Consider the following 23,385-nt stretch of genomic DNA (forward strand, 5'->3'; position numbering starts at 1 on the left):
TTATTGTTGCTCCAACCAAGTCTGTAATGCTTGGGTTAAATCAGCAGTCACTTGTTCTAACGTTTGGCTAGCATCAATGATAATTACATTAGGCTGATTGGTGCATAACGCTAAAAAACGCTCTCGGGCACGCTCAAAAAAAGCAATATCCATTTGTTCGATACGATCTAGTTCACCACGACCACGGGCACGCTGTAAGCCTAGTACAGGATCAATATCCATGTAGATGGTTAAATCAGGGCGAAAGTCACCTAAAACTGTATCACGTAGATTTTCCATCAATACACGATCAAAACCGCGACCACCACCTTGATAAGCCTGCGATGACATATCATGACGATCACCAACCACCCAACGTCCTTCGGCAAGCGCGGGCTTAATGACGTTATCAACCAATTGAATCCGTGCGGCATACAGCAGTAATAGTTCTGCCATATCCGTTAACGGTTCATCAGGATGGCCTTGTTTAACCAAAGCACGCATTTGTTCAGCCAGTGGCGTACCACCTGGTTCACGGGTTGATTGTGGATTTTCAATACCCTGCTCGGCTAATGTCGCAATAACTTGAGCAATAGCCGTACTTTTACCCGCCCCTTCAAGGCCTTCTATAACAATAAATTTACCGATCATTTCTGTGTTCTTAATATTTTAAGGTAAGCACGAACTGCACGATTGTGCTCGACTAACGTAGTTGAAAATGTGTGACCGCCTTTGCCATCTGCAACAAAATAATAATAATTACTGCTATCAGGATCGACGGCAGCCATGATAGAGGCTTTACTTGGCATCGCTATCGGCGTTGGCGGCAAACCACGCATGGTGTAAGTGTTATAAGCTGTTGGCGTACGCAAATCTTTTTTAGTGATATTGCCATCATACTTATCACCCATGCCATAAATAACGGTTGGATCTGTTTGTAATGGCATGTTAGCACGTAAGCGATTCATAAAGACTGATGCCACTAAACCGCGTTCACTGGCTACGGCGGTTTCTTTTTCAATGATCGACGCCATAATCAAGGCTTGATAAGGGGTCTTTAGTGGTAGATTTTTTTGGCGCTGCTGCCAAGCAATATCTAACTCTTTCATCATTGCAGCATGCGCACGTTTTAGAATGCTAATATCACTGGTGCCAGCAGTAAAATGATACGTATTTGGCAGAAAATAGCCTTCAATTTTATCATTATCAATACCAACTGCTTGGCTAATTTGCTGCTGAGTCATATCATCAGTGATATGCGTTAAATGCGGATCAGCTTGTAACAACTGACGCCATTCGCTAAAACGTTCACCATCAACCAAAGTAATGGCATATTGGTATTCTTTACCTTCGGTGATCATGGTTAACACTGCATGCAATGTTTGTTGTGGCTCTATCGCATAAGTACCCGCTTTAATATCGGTTAAACTCGGCTCTAAATAGCCAACCCATCGCAACAATGGCGACTCTATAATGATTTTTTCATCACTTAACTGGGTTAATAAGCCACGAAAAGACGTACCTGATTTCACGGTAATAAACGTTTGTTGTTCGATCTGCACCGGTTTATCAATTGCGGATTGGAGTTGAAAAAAGCCCCAGCCCGCCGCACTTGCTGTTAACAAGCCCAGAATGAAAACCACCAGCATCAACTTCTTTAGCACGAATGTAACCTCTTCCATAGTGTTTTAAACATTGTACGTTGACAATATTGTGTTGTTTGTATTTGATTAACAGGGACTAAGGCCATCAGCGAGTTGGTGATAAACACCTCATCGGCGGCCAACATAGCATCAATACCGAAATCCCCCACTTGATAGTCATAATTGAGCTCATCAAGTATATTCAGCACTTGCTGACGCATCACTCCCGCAACACCGGTCCGCTGTAGGGCTGGAGTATATACAGTATTACCGTGGCGCCAAAACAGATTCGCGACAGTGGTTTCAATTACGCGATCATTCTCATCAAGTGCAATCGCATCTACCCAGCCTGCCGTTTCAACTTCTTGCTTCAATAATACTTGTTCGAGGCGATTAAGGTGTTTCATCCCTGCAAGAATGGGGCTATTTCCCATTCGTTGCAGACACACGCCTAATGTAATCCCTTGTTGCTGCCATTGCTGATAATGCAATGGCCATTCAAAATCGGTAATCACCACTTGGGTATCATCACAGCCAAGCGGATTATAGCCTCGGCCACCACTACCGCGGCTAATAAGTATTTTAATACCGCCTTTATCAGGATACTTCAAGGCCAATGCCGCGACTTGGCTATGTATCTGTTGCCAATTCGGTGCCGCTATCGCTAGCCGCTGTAAGCTCAGCTCTAAGCGGGCTAAATGCAATGGCCACAACTGAACGCATTGCTGCTCAACTAGCATCGTTGTAAAACAACCATCACCGTATTGAATTGCTCGATCTGTAATAGCAAGGGTCTGTTGCTCATAACCATTGACTAACGCCATGGGAGGTCCTTTTTCACAGCTAAAAAAATAGCCCGATATCGAAATATCAGGCCATCTAATCATATCAGGTTATGACGATTATTGCTCAATAGGCAACAATCAAATTAGATCTTCTTAAACAATAACGAACCGTTAGTGCCGCCAAAACCAAATGAGTTACATAATGCGTATTCTAGGTTCGCTTGACGTGCTTCACCAGGAACATAATCAAGATCACAACCTTCACCTGGGTTATCCAAGTTAATTGTTGGTGGTACCACTTGATCAACCAAGCTTAGAATCGTAATGATTGATTCAACTGAACCAGCAGCACCTAATAAGTGACCAGTCATTGACTTAGTAGAAGACACCATTACGTTATCAACTGCACTACCCATAGCGCGCTTGATGCCTAATGTTTCAGCCACATCACCTGCAGGCGTTGAAGTACCGTGTGCGTTAATGTAACCAATTTGGTCAGCGTTAATGCCAGCATCACGAATACATGCTTCCATTGCTAATGCGCCGCCTGAGCCATCAGCACTTGGTGACGTCATGTGGTAAGCATCGCCACTCATACCAAAGCCAACTAACTCTGCATAGATTTTCGCACCACGTGCTTTCGCGTGTTCGTACTCTTCTAGTACGATCACACCTGCGCCATCACCTAACACGAAACCATCGCGATCTTTGTCCCATGGACGAGAAGCCGCTTGAGGATCATCGTTGCGTGTCGATAACGCTTTAGCAGCAGCAAAGCCACCCATGCCAAGTTCTGTTGATGCTTTTTCTGCACCACCTGCTAGCATAGCGTCAGCATCGCCGTATGCAATCATACGTGCAGCATGGCCAATATTATGAAGACCTGTCGTACACGCTGTAGAGATAGCAATATTTGGACCACGTAGACCGTACATGATAGACATGTGGCCTGCGATCATATTAACAATTGTTGATGGAACAAAGAACGGACTGATTTTACGTGGTCCTTTGTCCATTAATGTTTGATGGCCAGCTTCAATTAAACCTAGACCACCAATACCAGAACCGATAGCAACACCAATACGTGGTGCGTTTTCTTCTGTAACTTCAATACCAGAATCTTTGAACGCTTGTACGCCAGCTGCAACGCCATATTGGATAAATAAATCCATTTTGCGTGCATCTTTCTTAGACATGTAATCTTCACAATTGAAGTCTTTGATCATTCCGGCAAATTGAGTAGCAAATGCGCTTGCATCAAAATGTTGGATGGTACTGATACCACTAGTGCCAGACTGTAAAGCTTTCCAAGAAGATTCAACAGAATTACCAACCGGGGTAAGCATACCCATGCCAGTTACAACTACACGACGCTTAGACACGATTAATTTCTCCGGGAATTGAGGATAAAACGGGAACTGAAAAAAAACAGGCGGTCATAATGACCGCCTGGAGATATTCATTTTTTATATTACTGTGCGCTGTTTACGTAGTCGATTGCAGCTTGAACAGTAGTAATTTTTTCAGCTTCTTCGTCAGGGATTTCTGTATCGAATTCTTCTTCAAGAGCCATTACTAGTTCAACTGTATCTAGTGAATCTGCACCTAGATCGTCAACGAAAGATGCTTCGTTCTTAACTTCTGCTTCGTCTACGCCTAGTTGCTCAACGATGATTTTTTTTACGCGTTCTTCGATGTTGCTCATACTAATATATTTCCTTTAACAAGAATTCGCTAATGCGATTTGTTGTAGTTTATTCATTACAGCAAAAGTTGCAACACTCATAATGCTGGTCAAACCACGATTTAACCAGAAAAATAGTTCAATTTGACTTGAATCATGAAGTATTGCAAAGAAATTGCTTAAATCATATACATGCCGCCGTTAACGTGCAATGTTTCGCCTGTTATATAAGCAGCGTCATCAGAGGCTAAAAAAGCCACAGCTGCTGCAATTTCACGCGGATCGCCTAAACGACCAGCAGGAACATTTGCTAACGTTGCTGCGCGTTGATCGTCATTTAACGCTTTTGTCATATCAGTTTCAATGAAACCAGGCGCAACAGCGTTAACAGTGATGCCACGAGAAGCAACTTCACGCGCCATTGATTTGGTAAAACCTAATAGGCCAGCTTTTGCTGCCGCGTAATTGGTTTGACCTGCATTACCCATTGTACCGACAACAGAACCAATGCTAATGATGCGACCATTACGCTTTTTCATCATAGCACGCAGTACCGCTTTAGACAGACGGAAAACAGACGTTAGATTAGTATCCATGATATCTTGCCATTCGTCATCTTTCATACGCATTAGCAGATTGTCACGCGTAATACCGGCGTTATTCACTAGAATGTCAATATCGCCATATTGTTCTTTAATTTGCTTTAATGTCGTCTCAATTGACTCTGGTGAAGTTACGTTTAACGCAAAACCTTTACCGTGTTCGCCAAGATACGCACTAATAGCATCAGCACCGCTCTCTGATGTTGCAGTACCAATAACAGTTGCGCCGCGCTCAACTAAAATGTCAGCAATTGCGCGACCAATACCGCGGCTCGCACCTGTAACTAGTGCAATTTTACCTTCCAGGCTCATTGTAAATCCTCTTTAAAGCTTAATTACTTCGCAAGTGCTGCTGTTAATGATGCAACATCATTTACCGCTGCGCCGCCAAGTGCACGATCAATACGTTTAGTTAGGCCAGTTAATACTTTACCCGGTCCCATTTCTAGCAACTCTTCAATGCCTTCAGACGCCATACTCTCTACAGATTCAGTCCAACGTACTGGATTGTATAGTTGTTTAACAAGTGCCAATTTAATTGCAACAGGATCGGTTTCAGTCGCTACATCGGCATTATTAATCACAGGGATTGTCGGCGCGTTAAAGGCTAAACCTTCTAATGCAATCGCTAGTTTATCTGCAGCTGGCTTCATTAATGCACAATGTGAAGGTACTGATACTGGCAATGGTAATGCACGCTTAGCACCGGCTTCTTTACATAATACGTTAGCACGCTCTACCGCTTCTTTGTTACCCGCAATCACAACTTGACCTGGCGAGTTAAAATTAACCGGTGAACATACTTGATCTTCAGCTGCTTGCGCACATGCTGCTGCAATTGCATCGTTATCAAGACCAATAATCGCTGACATAGCGCCCACGCCAGCAGGCACAGCTTCTTGCATTAGCTTACCGCGTAGTTCAACTAACTTAACTGCAGCTTGGAAATCAATCACACCAGCACATACTAGCGCAGAGTACTCGCCTAAGCTGTGTCCAGCTAAAACAGCAGGTTGTGCACCGCCCTGTTGTTGCCATACACGCCAAATTGCCACAGATGCCGTTAATAATGCCGGCTGTGTACGTTGGGTTTGGTTTAGATCTTCAGCTGGGCCATTTTGTACTAATGCCCATAGGTCGTAACCTAACGCATCAGAGGCTTCAGCAAACGTCTGCTTAACCACATCAAATTGCTCTGCTAAATCAGCAAGCATGCCAACAGTTTGAGAACCCTGTCCAGGGAAAACAATCGCGAACTTAGACATTTGAGAATCCTTATTCTTTATATACTGATCGTTCAGTAAAATTAATAGCTAATAAGACAGCGTTTACTATATTCAACCTTCTGCCTTATCGCAAAATTCTTTTAGCGACGCCAACTAAACCCTTTCGAGTTTAGTTTAAAATTTCACCAGTGCTGAGCCCCAAGTGAAACCGCCACCAAACGCTTCTAATAATAGCGTTTGACCACGTTGAATACGGCCATCACGTACTGCTTCATCTAACGCAGTCGGTACCGTTGCCGCGGAGGTGTTACCATGACGATCAAGCGTCACAACCACTTGATCCATCGGCATTGATAGCTTTTTCGCTGTCGCTGAAATAATACGCATATTAGCTTGGTGTGGCACTAACCAATCAAGCTCAGATTTATCCATATTATTTTCAGCAAGGGTGCTTTTTACTAGGTTCGATAACTGGGTTACCGCCACTTTAAACACTTCATTGCCTGCCATGTAAAGCCATGTATTAGCATCAAAATCTTTACCGTGTTCTGGCACAGCAAGACTTAATAAACCACCAAAATGACCATCAGCATACAGATGTGTTGAAATGATCCCTGGCTCTTCACTGGCGCCAATAACGACCGCACCAGCAGCATCACCAAATAGGATCACTGTTGAACGATCTTGTGGATCACAACAATGAGACAGCGCATCAGAGCCAATCACGAGTACGTTTTTCGCCATACCCGTTTTAATATGCTGATCAGCAACACTCAGTGCATACACAAAGCCAGTACATGCCGCTGATAAATCAAACGCCGGACAGCCTTTTATGTCTAACATTCCTTGCACTTGGCAAGCAGCAGAGGGAAATGAATGGCTGGCGCTAGAAGTCGCAACAATAATCAGATCGATATCTTCTTTATTGATACCTGCCATCTCTATTGCATTTAATGATGCTTGGTAGCCCATAACGGCAACGGTTTCATCTTTAGATGCAATACGACGCTCACGAATACCCGTACGCGCAACGATCCACTCATCACTTGTTTCTACCATTTTTTCTAAGTCCGCATTTGAGCGTACTTGTTGTGGCAGGTAGCTGCCAGTTCCTAGAATTTTGCTATACATGAAGACTAATAATGCCTCTCTAGTAAGACCTCTTCCAGACGGTCACTGATTTTCATCGGTATTTGGCGTTTAATCTCATAAACCGCTTGGCTTATGGCATTCTCCAAAGCTGTGGTGTCAGCACTTCCGTGGCTTTTCACTACTATACCGCGTAATCCTAACAGACTTGCGCCATTATACTGGTCGGGGTTCAATTGTTGTAAGCTATTAAACAGCTCACGAAACAGCCATTTAGCGATCAATCGCTTAAATGGATTTTGACCAATATTACGCTTAATACAATCAATGAATAGGTTAGCTACCCCTTCACTGGTTTTTAAACTCACATTACCGACAAAACCATCGCATACAATCACATCTGCTTTATCTGAATACAATTGGTGACCTTCTATATAACCAATGTAATTAATATCAGCAGATTGGCTCAACATTTCAGCACAACGCTTAACCAGATCGTTACCTTTAATCGATTCTTCACCAATATTAAGTAATGCGACTCGAGGGGCGGTACCTAATGTTTGTTCAGCAACCACCGATCCCATGACGGCAAATTGAAACAAGGTATCAGCATCGCACGATACATTGGCGCCCAAATCTAATAACCAAGTATGATTAGCATTACAATTAGGGATCTCTGAAATTAAAGCAGGACGTTCCACACCAGGAAGTTGTTTTAGCACATAGCGAGATAAAGCCATTAACGCGCCAGTATTACCCGCGCTGACACAGGCATCTGCATCACCTGCTGCAACGGCATCTAATGCCATTCGCATCGAAGAACCTTTGCTATGACGTAATGCTTGAGATGGACGTGTTTCGTTGGCTATAACGTTATCGCAATGGACGACTGATAGCCGAGGATGATTGAGCTTATTTAGGAGAGTAAGTTGAGCAGTGATAGCACTTATATCACCAAAAAGAATGAGTTTGAGCTCAGGCGAATGCAACAGTGCCTGCACGGCGGCAGGCACTGTTACTTGAGGACCGAAATCCCCGCCCATTGCATCAAGTGCAACGGTAAGACCCATCAAGGTTCAACCTTACTTGTTGATAACCTTACGGCCACGGTAGAAACCGTCAGCTGTCACGTGGTGACGTAGGTGAGTTTCACCTGATGCTGAATCTACAGATACTGCTGCTGTAGTTAGTGCATCATGTGAACGACGCATACCACGTGCTGCACGTGATTTTTTGCTCTTTTGTACGGCCATTAACCCTACTCCTGTTAAATTTAACTTTTAAGATTTTTCAATACTGCAAACGGATTCGGACGCTCATCAGCAACGGGAATATCACCAAAAGACAAGTTATGTGTGCCGATCTTACAATCGTCATCATCATGTCTTGCTACTTGCGGTAACTCTAACATCAATTCATCTTCGATGATTTCAATTAGATTAATATCACCATTTTCGTCGACAATTGTCGGCTCATAGGCTTCCGGTAACTTGTCAATAGCCTCTTCATCACGAACCGGACTATAACAGAATTCAACACTAATTGTGTGTGGAAATTCTTCCTGGCATCTCTGACAGGTCAACATCACATCTACACTTGCGTTTCCGCGCATGAAAGGAATACGACGTTGGTCAAGGTCAAAAGACAAGTTGACGTTTGCATCACTTATTACGCTCTGGGTTGAACCAGCTAAACGAGACAGAAGATCCGCTTTGATGATGCCATCATAGTCGAGTCTTTTCTGTGCAGTGCGTACTGGATCTACCTTTAGCGGCAATTTTACCTTTTGCATAGGGCGCGAATATTAGCCTTATAGTCTGGTTGAGTCAAAGGAAATGTGCCTGAATTAACGGCTTTTGAGTAATTCTCATGCTGCCATTAAAATTCATTCCCTCTCCTCATTAAAAAGTTTTTATTTCTCTGTCACTCAATCACTTGATGATTGCTGATAAAATGACAAGAGATCACTTAATCATCGTTTAAATGATAGCCAATAATGGGTCTATTTAAATTAAAATCAATGATTGGCGCTTATAATACCATTGTGCTGTAACGATAACATCGTCTGTCTGCACCTAAACCCAAACAATCACAAAACTATGCTCACTAGCATTGCTGCTCGGTGATGGTTACACTCAGAACCAGTTATTCATTTTGATAAAGAAATAGCCTATGAACCAGTCACTTGTTCTTGCATCTACCTCTCCATTTCGTAAAAGCTTACTAGAAAAACTGCAGCTACCTTTTACGACGGCGAATCCAAATGTAGATGAAGCGATATTAAAAAATGAGTCAGCCTCTGCGCTAGTGAAGCGATTAGCACAAGCTAAAGCACAGGCTTGTGCATCAGATTACCCTAATCACCTTATTATAGGTTCAGACCAAGTATGTGTCATTGACGATAAGATTTTAGGTAAACCTCATACTGAAGCTAATGCATGCGCACAGTTACGTGCTGCTAGCGGCAAGGTGATTACTTTTTATACCGGTCTGTGCTTATATAATGCTCGCACAGAAACAGCCCAAGTTATTTGTGAACCGTTTCATGTCCATTTTAGAACCCTAACTGAAAATGAAATTGCCCATTATGTCACTAAAGAGCAGCCTCTTTATTGTGCGGGTAGTTTTAAAAGTGAAGGTTTAGGGATTGCTTTATTTGATAGGTTAGAAGGACGAGATCCTAATACACTCGTTGGCTTACCACTTATTGCGCTGCGAGAAATGCTCGCCAATGAACAGATTGCAGTTTTATAACAATAAAAAAGGCGAACGCAATGTTCGCCTTTTTTATTTGTTCTATCCCGTCTTAAAATGCATTGATACATTGAAACGGTTAAAATGTACGCAGCTTCGCTAAACAACGTTCTAACACCGGCTCCATTGGCGCACTAATATCCATTAACTCATCAGTATTAGGATGAGTAAATCGAATATTTGCAGCGTGTAGGAACAATCGTCCTAAGCCGGCTTTTTTAGTGTAAGCATCAAAACGTGGATCGCCATAACGATCATCCCAAGCAATAGGATGGCCTTCATATTGGCAATGGACACGAATTTGGTGAGTACGACCTGTTACAGGACTCGCTTGCACTAAGGTAGCTTGTGCAAAACGCTCAAGCACTTTAAAACGCGTATCTGACGCTTTACCTTGTGGGTTAACACGCACAATACTGTTGACTTCATTTTTCAATAACGGTGCAGTGACTCGCTTACAGTTTGCCTTCCATTCCCCCATCACTAAGGCAAAATAATATTTCTGAACCGTTTTTTCTCTAAATTGCTCTTGCAGCTTACGTAACGCAGAACGTTTCTTAGCAACCAACAAGATGCCTGATGTATCACGGTCAATACGGTGTACTAACTCAAGATATCGCGCATCAGGACGTAATGCACGTAACGCTTCAATCGCACCAAACTTCAAACCACTGCCGCCATGAACAGCTGTGCCTGATGGCTTATTCAAAATCAACACATGGTCATCTTCATAGATAATGCATGATTCAAGTTCAGCCACTTTATTCAGTTTGGTACTGATCGGTGCTTGTTCATCTTTCTCAGGAACAAAAACTGGCGGGACCCGCACGAGATCACCATCCTGCAATTTATATTCAGGTTTAATACGTTTTTTGTTTACTCGCACCTCGCCTTTACGCAAAATACGGTAAATCATACTTTTTGGTACATTTTTAAGCCTAGCACGGAGAAAGTTATCGATCCGTTGGCCAGCAAAATCATCGGTAATATCGATGAATTGCACTTTAGGTTTATCTTCTGTCATAAGTTTGATTGTACCATGCAAATAAAGCAGATTGCCGCAAAAAAGTGAGCCTGCTATGATTGCATTCTAGAATAAGTTTTTTTGCTTATTTTACTGACAAGGTGAGCATACTCTCATCATTTCGGCTATTTTATATACAACTCAGGTGATAAACGCAGCACGTGGCGTAAGACGTTATGGTTACCGGAGTTTTTTTTAGCCCGTCAGATTACAGATTTTTTTGATGTAACAGATACAACCACACCTCGATGTGGTGATACCAGCTGTGTATTTCAGATCTAACCATCTCGACACAGTTGGCTAATACGTGTGGCCATAGAGCACTCCTGCATTCCAACCGTGAGGTTGCACCCGTACATCAGACTTGGAGTCAGGCACCATCAAAAAATTGATGTAATTAGCGGCGCTAATACAACAACAATAATGAGTACAATATAATGAAAAGAATGTTGATTAACGCGACTCAAAAGGAAGAGTTGCGCGTCGCATTAGTTGATGGCCAAAAGCTATTTGATCTTGATATCGAAAGCCCAGGTCACGAATCTAAAAAAGCAAATATCTACAAAGGCCGCATCACTCGTATCGAACCAAGCCTGGAAGCTGCGTTCGTTGATTACGGTGCAGAACGCCATGGCTTCCTCCCATTAAAAGAAGTTGCTAAAGATTACTTCCCGTCAAACTATTCTTACCAAGGTCGTCCTAACATTAAGGAAGTCTTGAAAGAAGGCCAAGAAGTTATCGTTCAAGTTGATAAAGAAGAGCGTGGCAACAAAGGTGCCGCACTAACTACCTTTATCTCATTAGCAGGTAGCTACCTTGTATTAATGCCTAATAACCCTCGTGCTGGCGGTATTTCTCGTCGTATCGAAGGTGAAGAGCGTACACAACTTAAAGCTGCATTAAGCACATTAGAACTGCCTCACGGTATGGGTCTAATTGTACGTACTGCTGGTGTTGGTAAATCAGGTGAAGAGCTTGAGTGGGATTTAAACGTGCTACTTAATCACTGGAGTGCAGTGAAAGAAGCCGCTGAGTCTCAAGCTGCTCCGTTCTTGATTCACCAAGAAAGTAACGTTATTGCACGTGCTATTCGTGATTATCTTCGTCGCGATATCGGCGAGATCCTTATCGATAGCCCACAAGTATTTGATCGCGCACGTGATCATATCAAGCTAATTCGACCAGACTTCCTATCGCGTATTAAGCGTTATGAAGGCGAAGTACCGCTATTTAGCCACTACCAAATTGAAAGCCAAATTGACTCTGCGTTCCAGCGTGAAGTTCGTTTACCTTCAGGTGGCTCTGTTGTTATTGATCCAACAGAAGCACTGACTTCTATTGATATCAACTCAGCGCGTGCAACGAAAGGCGGTGATATTGAAGAAACAGCACTACAAACTAACTTAGAAGCAGCAGATGAAATTGCACGTCAATTACGTCTTCGCGATCTTGGTGGTCTAGTCGTTATTGATTTCATCGATATGACACCCGTTCGTCACCAACGTGAAGTAGAAAACCGTTTACGTGAAGCGGTTCGTGTTGACCGTGCTCGCGTACAAATTGGTCGCATATCTCGCTTTGGTTTGCTTGAAATGTCTCGTCAACGTTTAAGCCCTTCTTTAGCAGAAGCAAGCCATCATGTTTGTCCTCGTTGTACGGGTACAGGTGTTGTGCGTGATAATGAATCATTGTCACTTTCAATTTTGCGTTTAATCGAAGAAGAAGCATTAAAAGATAACAGTTCACAAGTGGTTGCTATTGTACCTGTGCCTGTTGCCTCTTACTTGCTTAACGAAAAACGCCCTGCTGTACAGCACATTGAAAAGTACCATAATGTTCGTGTTGTTATTGTTCCAAATGCTGACATGGAAACGCCACACTTTGAAGTGTTACGTATTCGTGAAGGTGAAGAGCAAGATACACTTTCGTACCATCTTCCTAGTACTATTGAAGCACTAAAAGAAGCTGAAGCGACGGAGTCACCACAACAAGAACGTACAGCTAAAAAGCGTGAAGAACCTGTTCTACACGGTTTTGCAGCACCAAAACAACCCGCTCCAGTGGCCGCAGCAGCACCAGAAGTACAACCTGTTGCTAAACCTAAACCACAAGCGATTATTGCTCAAGCGCCAAGTATCTTTAGTCGTATTTTTGCTGCTATTTCATCATTCTTTAATAACAAAACTGAACAACCAGTTGCTGTTAAACAAGAACCTGAAGCACCAGTAAAAGAGCAAACAAACACCAATAATCGTCGTAACAACAATAACCGTCGTCCTGATAATCGTCGTAATGACCGTCAAGGTAATCGCGATAACACTCGCCGTAATAACAACCAAGAGAGTGCTCAAGACAACAACGCTGAACAGCAAGATCGCAATAACGAGCAGCGTCAACCTCGTCGTCGCAATGATCGTAATGAGCGCACGGATAAAAACCGTCAACCTCAAGAGCGCCCAGCGAAGCAACAACGTCAACCTCGTTCTGAAGAAGCGAAAGAGCAGCAACGCCAATCTCGTAAAGAAGAGGTTCAAGCGCAGAAGCAACAACGCCAACAACCAGAAGAAGTAAAAGCGAAAACAAATAACACTGTTGAAGCTGAAGAGAAAAACGTTAAAGCAAAACAACGTCGTCAACGTCGTCAGTTACAGAAAAAAATCCGTATCACTGATAACAACGTAGAAACGACTGTTGCAGAGCAAGCTGTTGTTGAAACAAATGCTATCACAGCACTTACGACACCATCACCATTAATGGAGATGGGTACAACAATCGCAAAAGAAGCGCAAACAACGACGGCTCAAGATCAAACAGTGATCGATGAGCAAGCTGAAAACAATGAGCAAGATAACAACCAACGTCGTAACCGTCGTTCACCACGCCACTTACGTGCAAGCGGTCAACGCCGTCGTCGTATTCGTGATACGCGTGTTGAAAAGCAAGATTATGAGCAGCACGAAGATCCAAGCTGCTACAATGTTGCCGACGCGGTTGAGCATGCTGTTGTTGAAGCAACAGATACTATTAGCGATATGGTAAATGTTGTCTCTATTGTTGAGAAGCCAAAAGCACAACGTCCAACATCAGGTGTAGCAACACCAGAAATGGCAATGGGCAAAGTATGGTCTCGCATTAAGCCAACAATTGAAGCACCAGTAGCAGAAGTTGTTACAGAGCAGCCTCATCAACCAGCAATCGCTCAAGCATTACCAGAGGTTGTATCACAACCTACTTTAGGTGGTGTTGCGATGCCTGAACTAGCAATGGGTAAAGCTTTCCCATTACGTGCAGCGGCTGTAGTTGAAGCACCTGTTGTTGAAGCACCTGTTGTTGAAACACCTGTTGTTGAAGCACCTGTTGTTGAAGCACCTGTTGTTGAAGCGCCTGTTGTTGAAGCTCCTGTTGTTGAAGCGCCAGTAGTTGAAACACCTGTTGTTGAAGCGCCAGTAGTTGAAACACCTGTTGTTGAAACACCTGTTGTTGAAACACCTGTTGTGAACACAGCATCAGCACCAATGACTAAAATTGTCACTGAAGCGATGGCCGTCACTGCAACCTCTCCACGTGGTTTCCATGCAATAGCAGCAATGACCAAAGCACCTGCACCAACAGAAACAATGGCAAGTGTAAAAGTTGAAGCAGCACCATTACGTGCAGCGACAACAACACGTTCAGCGGGTAGCCAAACAGCGACCAATACAGCAGCAGCACCAATGACTAAGCCATCTTTTGACTAAGTTATTTTAAACTGCTAGTAAAAAGCCATGCATCTGCATGGCTTTTTTATTACTCTTTTTTGAGTCAAAAATAGCCATAATTTTTAACAACCTGATTGCTTAACATCATTAATATGTCTCCAAAGCACAACTTTACCGCATTTAACCGCTTAAGTTGATGCGGTGTAAATCTTTCGGTAACATTCTGTTAATCAATATTTTTAATTCTCCATTCATTTTAGCGAAGAGAAGAACGCCTAATATATGTCTGAATTTCCTCAAGTCTCACAACAATCAGTCAAAAATGACATCCTATCTGGATTAACTGTAGCGCTTGCTCTAGTACCAGAAGCTGTTGCTTTTGCCTTTGTCGCAGGTGTCGACCCAATGGTTGGTCTATACGCTGCCTTTATTGTCGGGTTAATTACTGCCATCTTTGGCGGACGCCCTGGCATGATCTCGGGCGCAACAGGGGCAATGGCCGTCGTAATGGTCAGCCTTGTCGCTCAACACGGCATTCAATATCTATTTGCCGCTGTAATGTTGGCGGGTATTTTTCAAATTCTGGCTGGTATATTCCGCCTCGGTAAATTTATTCGTATGGTTCCACATCCGGTAATGATCGGTTTTGTTAACGGCTTAGCGATTGTTATTTTCTTGGCTCAGCTTGGTCAATTTAAAGTACCATCTCTAACTGGTGGTCTTGAATGGATGCACGGTACTCAGCTTTACATCATGCTGGGATTAGTGCTGTTAACCATGGCTATCATCTACTTTTTACCTAAGCTCACTAAAGCGGTACCCTCTTCGTTAGTTGCCATTTTAACCGTCACAGCACTGGTACATGTATTAGGTCTAGATTCACGCACAGTAGTTGATTTCGTACGTACAATGAGTGGTGATACAAATGCTACCCTTGCAGGCTCGCTACCAACATTTGCACTACCGAATGTAGGTGTTAACCTTGAAACGCTTAAAATCATTTTGCCTTACTCGCTGATTCTTGCTGCGGTTGGTTTAATCGAATCATTACTAACACTGACGGTTATTGATGAAATGACCAATACTCGTGGTCACGGTAATCGTGAATGTGTCGGTCAAGGTATGGCTAACATCACTTGTTCAGTGTTTGGTGCTATGGGCGGTTGTGCGATGATTGGCCAATCAATGATCAACATTAACTCTGGTGGTCGTGGTCGCTTATCAGGCATTACTGCTGCCATTGGCTTATTAGTGTTTATTCTATTTGGCTCGTCATTCATTGAGATGATTCCATTAGCAGCATTGGTTGGTGTAATGTTCATGGTTGTTATCGGCACCTTTGAGTGGGCAAGTTTACGTATGATTCGTAAAGTACCTAAGCATGACTTCTTCACCATTATTCTTGTTACCTGTGTAACTGTGGCTGCCGATCTTGCTGTGGCTGTGTTTGTGGGGGTTATTTACTCAGCATTAGTCTTTGCTTGGAATCACGCCAAACAAATTTATGCAACATCTCATGTTGATAACGACGGCGCTAAAGTTTACCAAGTCAATGGTCCACTATTCTTTGGCTCTGCTTCTCATTTCTTAGAGTTATTTGACGCGAGTAATGATCCAAACACAGTGATTATTGATTTTGCCCATTCTCGTGTTGCCGATCACTCAGCCATTGAAGCAATTGATACTCTTGCTGAACGTTACGCGAGCCGTAATAAAACCCTGCATATTCGCCACCTAAGCCCTGAGTGTCGCCGACTGCTGCAAAAAGCCGGTAATCTGGTCGAAGTCAATATGCTTGAAGATCCAACCTATAAAGTTGCTACTGACGTTCTAGGTTAAGCTGTAAAGTAACTTACTTAAAATCAGCTCATGACATAAAAAAGCCCGCGCAGTCCTATGACTACACGGGCTTTCGTTTATAATCACTGGTACGCTATATTATCTATACGACAATGCTTTTGAGAGGAAATTATGGTTGATAAAACCACCAAGGATGATCGCCATCAAGCTCGTCAACAACGTCTAAAACAGCAGGTTGATAATAAAATCAATGCCGCCCAGCAAGAACGAGGGCTGGTAGTGGTTATTACGGGTAATGGTAAAGGTAAATCAACCTCAGGTTTTGGTATGATCGCCCGCGCAATCGGCCACGGACAACAATGTGGAGTCGGACAATTTATTAAAGGCACCTGGGATTGTGGTGAGCGGAACCTACTGCAACAACATGGTGTGACTTTCTCAGTGATGGCGACAGGCTTTACATGGGAAACCCAAAATAAAACCGCAGATACACTCGCAGCACAAACAACTTGGGCTGATTGCAAAGCAATGTTAGCCGATGAAAAACTTGATGTGGTATTACTTGATGAACTCACCTACATGGTGACTTATGATTATATTGATTTAGCTGAGATCATCGCAGCTATCACTGCGCGACCGCCACAACAAACCGTTATCATTACTGGCCGCGCTGCTCATCGTCAATTAATTGAAATTGCAGACACTGTTTCTGAAGTACGTAATGTAAAACATGCTTTTGAGCAAGGCATAAAAGCTCGCAAAGGTATTGATTGGTGATCAACCACCACCAATCGTGTTTAAATAAAACACAACTCGAACAATAAGCACACACATAGTTAAATTTAACAAAATTTCACTATTAGAATAAGCATTATCTCTTACAATAAAGAGCATGCTTGATAAAAATATAAACAGCGCTAACGCTGGAGAAAATATGCCTTCCCATTTACCTCGCTCATTTAGTAAACCTTTTCTAAAAGTGTTCCATATTTTAGAAGCGATATTATTAACCGCGATTACTTTAGCCACTGTTGTCGCAATGGTGAATGAATTTATTCATGTATTCGTTAACCGTAATATTCAGCTAACTGACATTTTATTGATGTTCATTTATCTCGAAATTTTGGCTATGGTGCAGCAATTTGTTGCTCACGGTAAGATTCCGGTGCGGTATCCGCTCTATATCGCCATTATGGCTATTGCCCGTTATATTACCCTTGGCATGAAAGAGCTTGATGGCTCCTTTATTATTTGGCTGTCACTAGCGGCATTTATTCTTGCTGCGGCAACAGTATTGATCCGTATAGGTCATCACTACTGGCCTTATGAAGAGCCACAAGAACCGGGTAAAAAGCAAGCTGATGATTAATCATCAATTTTAAAGACACATTACTTACGATCAAAAAGGGCGAATCACATGATTCGCCCTTAACGTTATAACTTGTTAATCATTAACGTTTAAATGAGACTTGCTCTACTTCATTCAAATGTATCTGAGTGATAGCTGGTTGAGTTGTCGCAATAACGTTACCGTGACGAATAGAGTAACGCACCGGCACTTGACGACGCACAGCATCAAAACCATTTTCTGCAGGTAAAATTAATAAGCTTCCTGGCTTGCCTTGCTCAATACCATAACGATGTTGAATATTCAGTGTTCGTGCTGAGTTGTTGCTGATCAAATCTAATGACTGATTAATTTGGTCATAACCCATCACTTGGCACACGTGTAGCCCCATATGCAGCACTTGCAGCATGTTTGCTGTACCTAATGGGTACCAAGGGTCAAACACATCATCGTGGCCAAAACACACATTAATATTAGCAGCTAGCATTTCTTTAACGCGGGTTACGCCACGACGCTTAGGGTAATCATCAAAACGTCCTTGCAGGTGAATATTAACCAGTGGGTTGGCAACAAAGTTAATCCCTGACATTTTTAATAAACGGAACAAACGCGAAGCATAAGCGCCATTGTATGATCCCATTGCTGTGGTATGGCTTGCTGTAACCTTCTCACCCATGTCATATTTATGTGCTAACGCTGCAACTGTTTCAACAAAGCGCGATTGTTCATCGTCAATCTCATCACAGTGAACATCAATCAAACAATCATATTTACGTGCTAATTCAAACACGTAATGTAGCGATTCAACACCATACTCACGGGTAAATTCAAAGTGAGGAATAGCACCAATAACATCTGCGCCCAACTGCACCGCTTGCTCTAATAATTGCTTACCATTTGGGTATGACAAAATACCCTCTTGCGGAAAGGCAACAATTTGAATATCAACCCATTGCTTCATTTCTTCGCGAACTTCGACCATGGCTTTCAATGCCACCAAGGTTGGATCTGAGACATCAACATGGGTACGCACATGTTGTACGCCGTTCGCAATTTGCCATTTTAGGGTTTGTTTAGCGCGTGATTTTACATCTTCAATCGATAATGTTTGCTTACGCTCAGCCCAGCGTTCAATACCTTCAAATAAGGTGCCTGATATGTTCCAACTCGGCTCACCTGCGGTTTGAGTGGTATCTAAGTGAATATGAGGTTCGCAAAAAGGCGCAACGGCTAATCCACCTTCAGCATCAAGGAGCTCACCGTGGTAATCAAAATCAACGTCATTATTCTCAATACGTTTAAATTGGCCGTTCTCAATCAGAATCTGCTTTAAGCCTGATTGACCTTGAAGGATGGCATTTTTAATCAATAAAGTTGTCATGATATGTCCTTACGCTGGCTGAACGTCAGCTACGCGCTTTTTATTAAAAATTGGATTAAGAATTAAATAACTCACAGCACCACCTAAAACAGCATTGACTGGCACAACCCCTGGTAAATAATGCCCACAAGCCACGCCGACAATAACTGCCACAATACCCGCCCAATTGATATTTTTAAATTCAGCCGTTGCAAAATCTTTATAACGGCTACGATTTGCCATAAAGTCCGCAATAATGACGCCACCAATAGGTGGAATCGCTAACGAAAGAAAGGTTAACCAACCAACGAAGTTATTGTATAACCACAAAGCAAACAGCGTTCCGATAACACCATTAACCATCGAAATATACTTACTTGGTAATCCGGTAATATTAGAAAAACCTAAGCCTGAAGCATAGAGCGCATTATCGTTGGTGGTCCAAATATTTAACCCCAATACAATAATTGCAGGAATCAGTAACCCTTGCGCGATCATCACTTCTGAAATATCAGCTTCGCCTGTTGCTGCCGCACCCGCTGCGCCAAAAATAAACATCAGCGAATTACCAATGAAAAATGCCACCATCGTCACTAGCACAGCACTAGCAGGCTTTTTACCAAAGCGAACAAAGTCAGCCGTTAAAGTTCCTGCACTCACAAAAGAGCCGACAACCATTGCTACTGCTACAGAAAAATCAATACTCACCGCTGGCTCTACTGCTTTAATGACACTCACCCCGCCAATGCTCTCAATAGCATCAAAAACAGAATATCCACCTAATAAAGCAATCGCAGGCACAGCAACTGCCGATAAAATCATTAACGCCGACATGCCAAAATAGACCGTCACTGTCATCAATAACCCCGATACCATGATTAATATATTGGTATCAATACCGGTTGCTTTGTGAACAGGAATAGCAAACATCGCTACGCCAACACCAAACCAACCCACTTGTGTACCGCCCAACAATGCCGAAGGTAACCAAGAGCCTTTAACGCCAAAAGAGAAACGAGCAAGAAGATGTGTTGAAAGGCCAGTTGAAGCGCCGATGTAACCAAGAAAAGAAGTATAAATACCAAGGATAAGATTGCCGATAATCACAGCAAGAAAGAAGTCATCAAAAGAAAGTCCAATACCTAACGCTCCGCCGGTCCACATACTGGCAGAAAAGAACGTTAATCCAAGCATCACCATGGTTAATGATACTACGCTTTTTCTGGCCGTCATTGGCACAGGACCAAGACTATAATTATTATCTGCCGCCATTTTTACCACCACAATCTAATACAAACATTAAAATTAAGCTCGATGCCATGGATAAACGGCGCGTATTATGAGTATAAAAATAAGATAGTCAACGATATTAAACAAAAGCAAACGTTAATATTTAACTTTAACAAAAATAAATTATAAATAACAATAACTTAAATAAATAATAAAACAGAAAACATAACATCTTGAAACAAATTAAAGCAATAATATGCCACCAATAGAGCATTACAGTAAGGTTATCAATCAAAATATTAATTAAATTACATTTGGTCTGTTCAAATAAAAAAAGGCACTTAAAGTGCCTTTTTATTATCAATTATTAATCCGTTAGATAATCATTTGAGCAAGTACATAACCAATACAACAAGCGGAAACGACACCAATTAAGCCCGGCATCATGAAGCTATGGTTAAAATACCATTTACCAATTTTAGTCGTACCTGTAACATCAAAGTTGACGGTAGCAATATCTGATGGGTAATTAGGAATGAAAAAGTAACCGTATGTCGCTGGCATTAAACCAATTAACAATGCAGGGCTTAATCCCATTGCTAAACCAACAGGCAACATCATTCGTGCCGTTGCTGCTTGTGAGTTAACCACCACAGACACGGTGAATAACGCTAATGCAAACGTCCACGGATACCCTTGTACCATTTCTGTAATGCCCGATTTAAACGATGGCATTGCATATTGGAAGTAAGTATCACTCATCCAAGCAATACCAAAAATAGCGATTGCCGCTACCATTCCCGATTTAAACACTACCCCTTCTGGCACTTTCTGTACATTAGTACGGGTCACTAACAAGATTAAACCACCAAAACCAAGCATCATCATTTGAATAATTAATGACATCGAGATTGGCTTGGCATCGCCAATAGTGCGAATTTCTGGCACCATTGCCACAATAACAATCGTGACTAACGCTACCACGAATAACATCACAGCGTGCATTGCTGAACGGGGTAACTGCTCATTTAATGAGGTTTTAGTGGTATGAAGGATTTGATCACGCCAAACAGGATCTTGTAAACGGCGTTGGTATTCAGGATCATCTGCCAGCTCTTTACCACGACGTAAGCTATACAATGATAGCAACAAGGTTCCGCCTAATGTTGCCGGAATAGTCACCATTAAAATAGATAATAAATGGATAGATTCATTAAGACCGGATAATTGCGCGAGGTAGTAAACCACCGCAGCAGAGATAGGACTTGCAGTGATCGCCAGTTGCGAGGCGACCGATGAAGCAGCCATTGGTCGCTCTGGACGGATACCATTTTTAAGTGCAACATCGCCAATGATAGGCATAATTGAATATACTGCGTGACCGGTTCCTAACATAAAAGTCATCACGTAAGTCACTAGTGGACCAACGATAGTAACGCGTTTCGGATTACTACGTAATATACGCTCAGCCACTTGCAGCATGTATTTGAGGCCACCAGCCGCTTCTAAAATCGAGGCACAGGTTACAACCGCAAGAATGATCAGCATCACAGTGATCGGTGGTGAGGTTGGCGGCATACGGAAGATAAATACTTCCACCAACAGCCCTAATCCTGAAACAACGCCTAATCCAATACCACCAAAACGGCTACCGGCATACAATACCAATAACAGGAATAAAAATTCCAAATACAACATGACTTATCTCCCTATATACCACCGGTATTCTGGTTTCCAAAATACCTATCATAGGAAGTAAAATGCCTGTTAGCTCACTAAGTCATATTGATAAATATCAAGTCACTTAATAGCAATAATCGTCTTGCATCACTACTGAGAAGCCACTCAAAAAACCGCCCCCACAATAAAACAATTTAGCCACCTAACAACACCACTCAAGCAACATAACAAAAACAAATAAACAACCAACTTAAACTTATTGGTTGCAATATCATCATAACGTTGACTTACAATACATCACAAATAAACACCAAATTGCATTGCTACTGCTTTTATCTAGCCCGTTATTATAACGTAATTGATACAAATAAAGACCACGAAAAAAGGATAGCTCACTGGCTATCCTTCAAAAGTTTTAGGGTTTAATCGCACTAATTTAAGCGTTATTTATCGGTATCTATGTCTGTATCGTCATCAGCAGCAACGACACCATAACCTGGGCGGTTTTCTTTTGCCGTGGCGATCCATGCTGCACAAAATAATGTTAATCGAGCAAAGAAATAGAAGAATGCCATTAAACCTATGATAGAGCCAAATGCCGCCCCCGATGGTGAGCTGGCTAATTTAGGCAATAGGAATGTCATCGCAAATTTAATCGCTTCAAAACCAACCGCGGCTAATAAAGTGCCTTGCATTAATGTTTTACGATTAAAGCGACGTCGAGGCAACATCCAAAATATCCATAAAAACATCAGGTAGTTGGCCAAAATTGAAATCGTCAATGCAATAGATGTTAATACCGGGCGCAACCAAGTAATACCGCCTAACCCTAATGCATCAACAATCGTCGCTTGAGCGGAACCCGCAACAGAGGTTAACACTACCGTAAAAATCAACGCTGCCACCAAGCCGGTTAAGCCAATCAGATCTTTACAATATTGCAGTAAGATATGTTCTTTATCTTCGGGTTTACGCTCCCAAACATCACGGGTTTGAGCACGAACAGCTTCACGCAAGTTACCCATCCAGCTGATACCGGAATAAAAAGCAATCGCTAGACCACTTAAACCTACCGTTGTACGCTGGCTAATCGCCGTTTGTACCATTTGCTTAAGGGTATTAGCGAGGTTTGGATCCGTAACACCGGCAACAATTTTATCAATAATATTGGTCAGCAATGTTTGGTTTGATGCCAAAATAAAACCCGCAGCAGCAAATAACACCATCAAAATGGGTATTAATGATAAAAATGAAAAATAGGTAATTGCTGCACCAAACTGACTGCCTAAACGATCATTAAATCGATCAGCAGCTCGTATAAAATGGTCTATCGGCGGTAATGCTTTGATTGTATTACCCACCACAATTAATCCCGCTATTATTTTAGAGATTATCGTTGGTTTTTCAGTAGTTGTGGTTTTGTTAGTCATAATTTTAGTGATGTGTTATGAAAATACTCAACAATATTAACAATGGATGAAAA

The 23,385-nt window shown here is 42.3% G+C and carries 21 protein-coding genes; 5 read left to right on the plus strand and 16 right to left on the minus strand.

The features are described 5' to 3' along the window. The 11 genes from tmk to yceD form a co-directional block, all read right to left on the minus strand. Positions 1-630 carry a dTMP kinase gene (gene tmk, locus G6R09_RS09920; protein ID WP_065176270.1) on the minus strand — a complete coding sequence of 210 codons (630 nt, stop codon included), beginning with the start codon at positions 628-630 and terminating at the stop codon, positions 1-3. Further along, on the minus strand, positions 627-1,643 hold the full coding sequence (gene mltG, locus G6R09_RS09925) for an endolytic transglycosylase MltG (protein ID WP_163922129.1): 1,017 nt from the start codon (positions 1,641-1,643) through the stop codon (positions 627-629). The genes tmk and mltG overlap by 4 nt, the downstream gene beginning before the upstream one ends. Beyond that, a complete protein-coding gene (gene pabC / locus G6R09_RS09930; RefSeq protein ID WP_163922132.1) occupies positions 1,637-2,446 on the minus strand; it encodes an aminodeoxychorismate lyase in 810 nt (269 codons plus the stop codon). The genes mltG and pabC overlap by 7 nt, the downstream gene beginning before the upstream one ends. Positions 2,447-2,550: 104 nt before the next feature. Continuing rightward, positions 2,551-3,789 carry a beta-ketoacyl-ACP synthase II gene (gene fabF / locus G6R09_RS09935; RefSeq protein WP_065168218.1) on the minus strand — a complete coding sequence of 413 codons (1,239 nt, stop codon included), beginning with the start codon at positions 3,787-3,789 and terminating at the stop codon, positions 2,551-2,553. Between the two features lie 89 nt (positions 3,790-3,878). After that, positions 3,879-4,112 carry an acyl carrier protein gene (gene acpP, locus G6R09_RS09940; protein ID WP_004406112.1) on the minus strand — a complete coding sequence of 78 codons (234 nt, stop codon included), beginning with the start codon at positions 4,110-4,112 and terminating at the stop codon, positions 3,879-3,881. Positions 4,113-4,270: 158 nt separating this feature from the next. Beyond that, positions 4,271-5,005 carry a 3-oxoacyl-ACP reductase FabG gene (gene fabG, locus G6R09_RS09945; protein ID WP_065176273.1) on the minus strand — a complete coding sequence of 245 codons (735 nt, stop codon included), beginning with the start codon at positions 5,003-5,005 and terminating at the stop codon, positions 4,271-4,273. Positions 5,006-5,028: 23 nt separating this feature from the next. Then, entirely contained in the window at positions 5,029-5,958 is a 930-nt protein-coding gene (fabD, locus tag G6R09_RS09950) for an ACP S-malonyltransferase (RefSeq protein ID WP_163922135.1), read from the minus strand. Positions 5,959-6,093: 135 nt separating this feature from the next. After that, positions 6,094-7,050, minus strand: a complete 957-nt coding sequence (locus G6R09_RS09955) for a beta-ketoacyl-ACP synthase III (protein WP_065176274.1) — start codon at positions 7,048-7,050, stop codon at positions 6,094-6,096. Positions 7,051-7,055: 5 nt separating this feature from the next. Beyond that, positions 7,056-8,081 carry a phosphate acyltransferase PlsX gene (plsX, locus tag G6R09_RS09960; RefSeq protein ID WP_162270715.1) on the minus strand — a complete coding sequence of 342 codons (1,026 nt, stop codon included), beginning with the start codon at positions 8,079-8,081 and terminating at the stop codon, positions 7,056-7,058. A 9-nt stretch (positions 8,082-8,090) separates the two neighbouring features. Then, positions 8,091-8,261 (minus strand): 50S ribosomal protein L32, encoded by a 171-nt coding sequence (gene rpmF, locus G6R09_RS09965; protein ID WP_006231206.1) that lies wholly within the window; start codon positions 8,259-8,261, stop codon positions 8,091-8,093. Positions 8,262-8,281: 20 nt separating this feature from the next. After that, positions 8,282-8,800 carry a 23S rRNA accumulation protein YceD gene (yceD, locus tag G6R09_RS09970; protein WP_036793929.1) on the minus strand — a complete coding sequence of 173 codons (519 nt, stop codon included), beginning with the start codon at positions 8,798-8,800 and terminating at the stop codon, positions 8,282-8,284. A 380-nt stretch (positions 8,801-9,180) separates the two neighbouring features. On the opposite strand from yceD, the gene G6R09_RS09975 reads away from it, so the two are divergent. After that, the gene (locus G6R09_RS09975; RefSeq protein WP_065168213.1) at positions 9,181-9,762 is read left to right on the plus strand and encodes a nucleoside triphosphate pyrophosphatase; all 582 of its coding nucleotides are present in this window, start codon (positions 9,181-9,183) and stop codon (positions 9,760-9,762) included. 79 nt (positions 9,763-9,841) lie between these two features. Here the strand turns inward: G6R09_RS09975 and rluC are convergent, their stop codons facing one another. Continuing rightward, positions 9,842-10,786 carry a 23S rRNA pseudouridine(955/2504/2580) synthase RluC gene (gene rluC / locus G6R09_RS09980; RefSeq protein WP_060998231.1) on the minus strand — a complete coding sequence of 315 codons (945 nt, stop codon included), beginning with the start codon at positions 10,784-10,786 and terminating at the stop codon, positions 9,842-9,844. Positions 10,787-11,223: 437 nt separating this feature from the next. Between rluC and rne the strand changes: the two genes are divergently transcribed. The 4 genes from rne (at position 11,224) to G6R09_RS10000 (ending at position 17,653) form a co-directional block, all read left to right on the plus strand. Next, entirely contained in the window at positions 11,224-14,523 is a 3,300-nt protein-coding gene (gene rne, locus G6R09_RS09985; protein WP_163922137.1) for a ribonuclease E, read from the plus strand. Between the two features lie 243 nt (positions 14,524-14,766). Further along, on the plus strand, positions 14,767-16,323 hold the full coding sequence (locus G6R09_RS09990) for a SulP family inorganic anion transporter (RefSeq protein WP_065176276.1): 1,557 nt from the start codon (positions 14,767-14,769) through the stop codon (positions 16,321-16,323). A gap of 132 nt (positions 16,324-16,455) precedes the next feature. Beyond that, positions 16,456-17,061 carry a cob(I)yrinic acid a,c-diamide adenosyltransferase gene (gene cobO, locus G6R09_RS09995; protein ID WP_163922140.1) on the plus strand — a complete coding sequence of 202 codons (606 nt, stop codon included), beginning with the start codon at positions 16,456-16,458 and terminating at the stop codon, positions 17,059-17,061. A gap of 157 nt (positions 17,062-17,218) precedes the next feature. Continuing rightward, entirely contained in the window at positions 17,219-17,653 is a 435-nt protein-coding gene (locus G6R09_RS10000) for a phosphate-starvation-inducible protein PsiE (RefSeq protein ID WP_065168210.1), read from the plus strand. An 82-nt stretch (positions 17,654-17,735) separates the two neighbouring features. On the opposite strand, the gene G6R09_RS10005 is transcribed toward G6R09_RS10000, so the two are convergent. The 4 genes from G6R09_RS10005 to yhjD form a co-directional block, all read right to left on the minus strand. Continuing rightward, a complete protein-coding gene (locus G6R09_RS10005; RefSeq protein WP_163922143.1) occupies positions 17,736-19,013 on the minus strand; it encodes a cytosine deaminase in 1,278 nt (425 codons plus the stop codon). A gap of 9 nt (positions 19,014-19,022) precedes the next feature. Then, positions 19,023-20,264, minus strand: a complete 1,242-nt coding sequence (codB, locus tag G6R09_RS10010) for a cytosine permease (protein WP_065168208.1) — start codon at positions 20,262-20,264, stop codon at positions 19,023-19,025. 333 nt (positions 20,265-20,597) lie between these two features. Next, a complete protein-coding gene (locus G6R09_RS10015) occupies positions 20,598-21,920 on the minus strand; it encodes an anaerobic C4-dicarboxylate transporter (RefSeq protein WP_065168207.1) in 1,323 nt (440 codons plus the stop codon). Positions 21,921-22,345: 425 nt separating this feature from the next. Continuing rightward, complete coding sequence (yhjD, locus tag G6R09_RS10020; RefSeq protein ID WP_163922146.1) at positions 22,346-23,332, minus strand: inner membrane protein YhjD; 987 nt, start codon at positions 23,330-23,332, stop codon at positions 22,346-22,348. Positions 23,333-23,385 lie beyond the last annotated feature (53 nt).

Source organism: Photobacterium sp. Alg240-V54 (assembly GCF_900537155.1).
In the GTDB taxonomy this organism is placed as follows: Bacteria; Pseudomonadota; Gammaproteobacteria; order Enterobacterales; family Vibrionaceae; genus Photobacterium.